3 protein-coding genes are annotated in these 6,058 nt (G+C 42.6%); all 3 read right to left on the bottom strand.

The window, feature by feature from the left end; translation table 11 throughout:
* Window positions 1-85: 85 nt before the first annotated feature.
* Complete coding sequence (pflA, locus tag NRIC_RS03505) at window positions 86-865, bottom strand: pyruvate formate-lyase-activating protein (protein WP_146621321.1); 780 nt, start codon at window positions 863-865, stop codon at window positions 86-88.
* 163 nt (window positions 866-1,028) lie between these two features.
* Window positions 1,029-3,320 carry a formate C-acetyltransferase gene (pflB, locus tag NRIC_RS03500; RefSeq protein WP_146621320.1) on the bottom strand — a complete coding sequence of 764 codons (2,292 nt, stop codon included), beginning with the start codon at window positions 3,318-3,320 and terminating at the stop codon, window positions 1,029-1,031.
* 276 nt (window positions 3,321-3,596) lie between these two features.
* Window positions 3,597-6,047 (bottom strand): DNA topoisomerase IV subunit A, encoded by a 2,451-nt coding sequence (gene parC / locus NRIC_RS03495; RefSeq protein ID WP_146621319.1) that lies wholly within the window; start codon window positions 6,045-6,047, stop codon window positions 3,597-3,599.
* Window positions 6,048-6,058 lie beyond the last annotated feature (11 nt).

The following is a 6,058-nucleotide window of genomic DNA, read 5'->3' as shown; positions in this document are numbered from 1 at the left end:
AAGACGTTCAATACTCAAATTACGAGTTTTGAACGTCTTTTGTCTACAGTCTGGAGCAACTAGAAGCTGCCCTTTTCTTTTTGTGCTATCGACTCAAATATCCCTTGTAATCCTCTATATGCAGCAACTTTTTGGCATTCTCGACACGATCATCCGTTGGAGGATTGATTCCTTCTAACGGATAATCAAGGCCTAGTTTTTCCCATTTGTATTTGCCCATCACATGATAAGGCAGTACCTCTACCTTATCGACATTTTTCAGACTTTTAATAAATGTGTCTAAACGAATCAAAAACTCGTCGTAATCGCTGCGATAAGGGACTAAAACATGACGAATCCAAACAGGCTTGTTTATCTCAGATAAGTAATTAGCCATCTCCAAAATGTTGCTGTTGCCGTGTTTCGTCAGTTCTTTGTGTTTTTGGTCATCAATTTGCTTTATGTCAAATAAAACGAGATCTGTATACTCCATCAGCTCATTAAACTTCGAGAAAAAAGGCTCTTTACGCGTAAACGGCTGTCCGCAAGTGTCCAGTGTCGTATGTATCCCTTGCTCCTTCGCCTTTTTGAAAAGATCGATCAAGAAATCAATCTGTAGCAGAGGCTCTCCTCCGCTGACAGTGATACCGCCCTTTTTCCCCCAATAACTTTTATAATGCAGTGCTTCGTTCAGCACATCCTCTGCCGTTCGTTGTCTTGCCTTTGGATCTTTGATCTTCCACGTATCCGGGTTATGACAAAACTCACAACGCATTCGGCAGCCTTGCATAAAAACGATGAAACGCACCCCCGGTCCATCTACAGAACCAAAGCTTTCGATCGAATGAACATTTCCTGTAATTGTTTGTTCTGCCGTAAAAGACATACCCTTTCCCCCTTATTCAAGTAAATCGCCATATTGATTTCATCCTACATCAAATGATGCAAAAAGTCTCTCACTCTTTTAAAAACCACAGCGATTATTAATAAAGTAAAGGCGAATAGACTCCCGCCCATCCGCCTTTACTTGTGTTCTTAGGATTCAGCTATTACATTTTTTCATGGAATGTACGGCTGATAACATCCATTTGCTGTTCACGATTCAAATCGATAAATTTAACGGCATATCCAGATACACGAATCGTAAAGTTTGCATACTCTTCTTTTTCTGGATGTTCCATCGCATCGATTAGTTTTTCTTTCCCAAAAACATTCACATTCAAATGGTGTGCGCCTTGATCAAAGTAGCCGTTCAACACATTCGTTAGGTTGGCGATTTGTTCATCCTCATCATGACCTAACGCATCTGGGTTGATACTTTGTGTATTCGAGATACCATCCAACGCGTACTCGTAAGGCAGTTTTGTCAATGAGTTCAGAGATGCCAACAAGCCATTTTGTTCTGCACCGTAAGACGGGTTCGCTCCTGGTGATAACGGCGCACCTGCTGGACGTCCGTCAGGCAGACTTCCCGTTGCTTTTCCGTAGACGACGTTTGAAGTGATCGTTAGGATCGAAGTCGTAGGTTCAGAATCACGGTACGTTCTGTAATGCTCCAATTTTTCTAAGAAGGTTTTCAACAACCAAACAGCGATGTCGTCAGCACGATTGTCGTCGTTCCCATATTTAGGGAATTCTCCTTCCGTTTTGTAATCGATAACTAAGCCGTCTTCATCACGAACAGGATACACTTTTGCGTATTTAATCGCTGACAAGGAATCAACTACGTGAGAGAACCCTGCGATACCTGTAGCAAAGGTACGTTTCAAATGAGTATCCATCAACGCTAGCTCAGCAGCTTCGTAGTAGTATTTGTCGTGCATGTAATGGATGCAGTTTAACGTATTCACATACATGCCTGCTAACCATTCCAGCATTTGATCATATTTTTCCATTACTTCGTCAAACTCTAACGCTTCATTTGAAGTAATTGGACGGTACTCAGGTCCCACTTGCGTTTTTGATTTTTCATCGATTCCGCCATTGATTGCATAAGTCAACGCCTTAGCCAAGTTCGCGCGAGCACCGAAAAATTGCATTTCTTTACCTGTTTGTGTTGCAGACACACAGCAGCAGATCGCATAGTCATCCAACCAAACCGGACGCATCACATCATCATTTTCATATTGGATTGATGATGTTTCGATCGAAATTTTTGCAGCATAGTCTTTGAATCCTTTTGGTAAACGAGAGGAATACAAGACTGTCACGTTTGGTTCAGGAGATGGCCCCATGTTTTGCAAAGTACGTAGGAAGCGGAAGTCATTTTTGGTAACCAACGTCCGTCCATCCATCCCCATCCCAGCAAGAGACAAGGTTGCCCAAACTGGGTCGCCAGAGAATAATTCGTTGTATGAAGGAATACGAGCGAATTTCACCATACGCAATTTCATCACTAAATGGTCAATCATTTCTTGTGCTTCTTCTTCAGTAAGCAATCCACGATCTAAGTCGCGTTGTACGTAGATATCCAAGAATGTGGAGACACGTCCAATCGACATTGCCGCACCATTTTGTTCCTTGATCGCAGCCAAGTACCCAAAATAGACCCATTGTATCGCTTCTTTTGCATTTTCTGCAGGGCGAGAAATGTCATACCCATAAGCTGCTGCCATTTCCTTCATGCGTTTCAATGCTGCACACTGGTCCGCCAATTCTTCACGCAAGCGCATGTCTTCGTCTGAAAATTGTCCGTGTCCAACGTTCGCATGGTCTTTCATTTTTTCCTTCAAAAGATAATCCAAGCCGTACAACGCTACGCGACGATAGTCGCCAACAATCCGTCCGCGTCCATAGGTGTCTGGAAGACCAGTAATGATCTTGTTGCGGCGTGCTGCCCGAATTTCAGGAGTGTAGATGTCGAATACTCCTTGGTTATGTGTTTTATGGTATTCATTAAAAATTTCAGTATATTTTGGATTTGGTGTATATCCATAGCTTTGCAACGCTTCTTCAGCCATACGTATACCGCCGTAAGGCATAAATGCACGTTTCAATGGTTTGTCTGTTTGCAGACCAACTACTTTTTCTTCGTCCTTCAAGCTTTCATCGATATAGCCCGCACCGTAAGCATTAGCAGAAGAAACCACATCTGTCTCCATATCCAAAACGCCGCCGTTCTCGCGCTCTTGTTTCTGAAGCTCTTGCAGTTTTTTCCAAAGTTTATTCGTGGCGTCCGTTGCACCAGCTAAAAAGTCAGCATCCCCTTCATAAGGGGTATAGTTTGCCTGGATAAAGTCTCGTGTATTGACTTCCGTTTTCCAAATCGTACCGGAGAAACCTTCCCAAGCAGTTTTTTCAGTGTCATTTAATTTTTCAAGTTCTTTTGTTGCAGTTCCCATTAAGTAGAACCTCCTTAGAAAATATAAACCATTTGTGATTGCCACAGCTTTACGAATTCAGTATAACACTTTTGTCACCGATTGCAATACTTTCATGTATTCTTTTTAACAAGTTGTCTGTAATCGCTAAAAAGCCCTTTATATCAAGGCATCAGTTAGTAGGCACCCTTTTAATCTACGCGTTAAAGTATTCATTTTAGCGATCTTGTGATAAAGAAAACGGTATTCTGTTCTAAGACAGAATACCGTTTACACGCGTTTTATATGGTACAGTTGTTACACCTGTTCATCCAATTTTTGGGTAGGATAGACTTCATAAACTTCGCCCATTTTCTTTTCATCGGTCGCAAATGTGCCGTTAGACATACGATCACTGATAGCAACTTTTGCGATCTCTAACTCTTTTGTGATTCCTTTTTGAGTGATTAAATTGACAGACCCTTCTGAGGCATCCGTCATAAAGACCAGTCGATGAGGATTGCTCTTTAACTCACGGAAAATCATCAATCCCCGTTTGGCTCTGCCCAACTGTGGCAATTCTTGTGCCAACATTCGTTTGACAGCCCCACGTTGACTGACTAACAAAATCGGTGTATCGCCTTCATCTAGGACCAATGTACCGCCAACGACGAAATCTCCATCCTTCAGGTTGATCGCTTTAACCCCAGCGGCTTTTGCTCCCACGACTGGAACCTCTGATAGCGGATAACGTAATCCAAAACTTCGATGGCTGGCGATCAGGACATCCAGGTTGTCAACATAATCGGTTAAACGAACGGCAACGATCCGATCGGTTCCGTTTTTCATTTTCATCGCTAGTGTCGGTCTGCTGCGATAGGTCCGCCAAGGTGAGAATTCGGTCATTCTCGTTTGCTTGATCATCCCCTCACGGCTGATCAGAACAAATAGTTTGTTGGCATCGATCTCCTTATAAGGAAAGGCTGCAAGTATTTCCTCTTCAACTCCCAAATTGGTAATGGTCTGTGAAATGTGTTCGCCAACGTCTTTCCATTTGAGATCAGTGATTTCATGAACAGGACGATAGATCATATTCCCACGATTCGTCAAAATCAGCAAATGATCCAATGTGTTCATTTTGTCGATGAATATCACCCGATCGCCGTCCTTCATCCCGATCTCCTCGGGGCGAGAAGCATTATAGGAGCGTAAACTGCTGCGCTTTAAATACCCCTCTTTGGTCAGTGAGACAACGACATCCTCAGGGGCGATCAAGACTCCAGTCTCAATCTTGATCTCGCTGATTTTTTCCTCAATCCTTGTTAAACGTTTGCTAGCATATTGCTTCTTGATTTGTCGAAGCTCTTGCTTCATCACTTTATGGAGTTCTTTTTCACTAGCTAAGATCAGCTGAAGCTCGTCGATTTCTGCAGCTAATTCTTTTGCTTCTTTTTCAAGCTGGGTAATATCAGTGTTGGTTAAACGATACAATTGCAAGGTAACAATCGCTTCAGCTTGCTCCTCGGTGAAAGAAAATTGCTTGACCAAATTATTTTTGGCATCCTTTTTGTCTTTACTTGCACGAATTGCAGCAATGACTTCATCCAAGATCGACAGTGCCTTCATCAAACCTTCAACAATATGCTGCCGTTTTTTGGCTTTGTTCAATTCATACTGACTGCGTTTTCTGATCACCGATTTGCGGTGTTCGATATAACTAAGCAGGATGTGTTTCAAGCCAACTTGCTGCGGTGTCATGTTGTCGATCGCCACCATATTGAAGTTGTAATTGATCTGCAGATCAGTATTTTTAAACAAGTAATTCAAAATACCTTCTGCGTTCGCTTCTTTTTTTAGTTCAACAACGATTTGAAGTCCTGTACGGTCGGATTCATCCCGTACTTCAGCAATCCCGTCAATTTTTTTGTTCAAACGGATCTCATCCATTTTTTTCACTAAAACGGCTTTGTTGACTTCATAAGGGATCTCATGGATCACAATTTGCTGCTTTCCGCCTTTTAAGGGTTCAATGGCGGTTTTTGAACGAAGGATCACTTTGCCTTTGCCTGTTTCATAAGCTTTTCTAATCTCGTCTTTGCCTTGTAAAATACCGGCGGTCGGAAAATCTGGTCCCGGAATGTACTCCATGATTTTTTCCAGACTGGCATTGGGATGATCAATCAAGTAGATCGTCCCATCGATTACTTCTCCCAAATTGTGGGTAGGGATCTCTGTAGCATACCCAGCGGAAATACCAGTCGACCCGTTTACTAAAAGATTTGGATAGGCTGCTGGTAAGACAGTCGGTTCTTTTTCAGTATCGTCAAAGTTCCAAACAAAATCTACAGTGTCCTTCTCTATATCCTTCAGCATTTCTCCGCTCAACTGGGACAAACGGGCTTCTGTGTACCGCATCGCGGCTGGCGGATCACCGTCCATCGATCCATTATTTCCATGCATCTCGATTAAGATCTCTCTTAATTTCCAATCCTGACTCATACGGACCATGGCCTCATAGATCGAACTGTCTCCATGGGGATGGTAATTTCCCATGATGTTTCCCACTGATTTTGCAGATTTTCTAAATCCTTTGTCGTAGGTATTGCCGTCTTTATTCATTGCAAACAAGATCCGGCGTTGTACTGGCTTTAACCCATCCCGAACATCCGGCAGTGCCCGTTCTTGAATAATATATTTTGAATAGCGACCGAAGCGGTCACCCATTACCTCTTCTAACGTTAACTCTTGAATTGAATGTTTATTTTCCATCAGCTGACCAC

This window comes from Enterococcus florum, from assembly GCF_004309355.1.
In the GTDB taxonomy this organism is placed as follows: Bacteria; Bacillota; Bacilli; order Lactobacillales; family Enterococcaceae; genus Enterococcus_A; species Enterococcus_A florum.
The sequence above is the reverse complement of the archived record's forward strand: the minus strand, read 5'-3'. Positions and strand labels throughout refer to the sequence as shown.

Bases quoted from the DNA above. Each gene is read 5' to 3' on its own strand.
- pflA (WP_146621321.1), bottom strand. From the start codon at position 865: ATGTCTTTTACGGCAGAACAAACAATTACAGGAAATGTTCATTCGATC.
- pflB (WP_146621320.1), bottom strand. From the start codon at position 3,320: ATGGGAACTGCAACAAAAGAACTTGAAAAATTAAATGACACTGAAAAA.
- parC (WP_146621319.1), bottom strand. From the start codon at position 6,047: ATGGAAAATAAACATTCAATTCAAGAGTTAACGTTAGAAGAGGTAATG.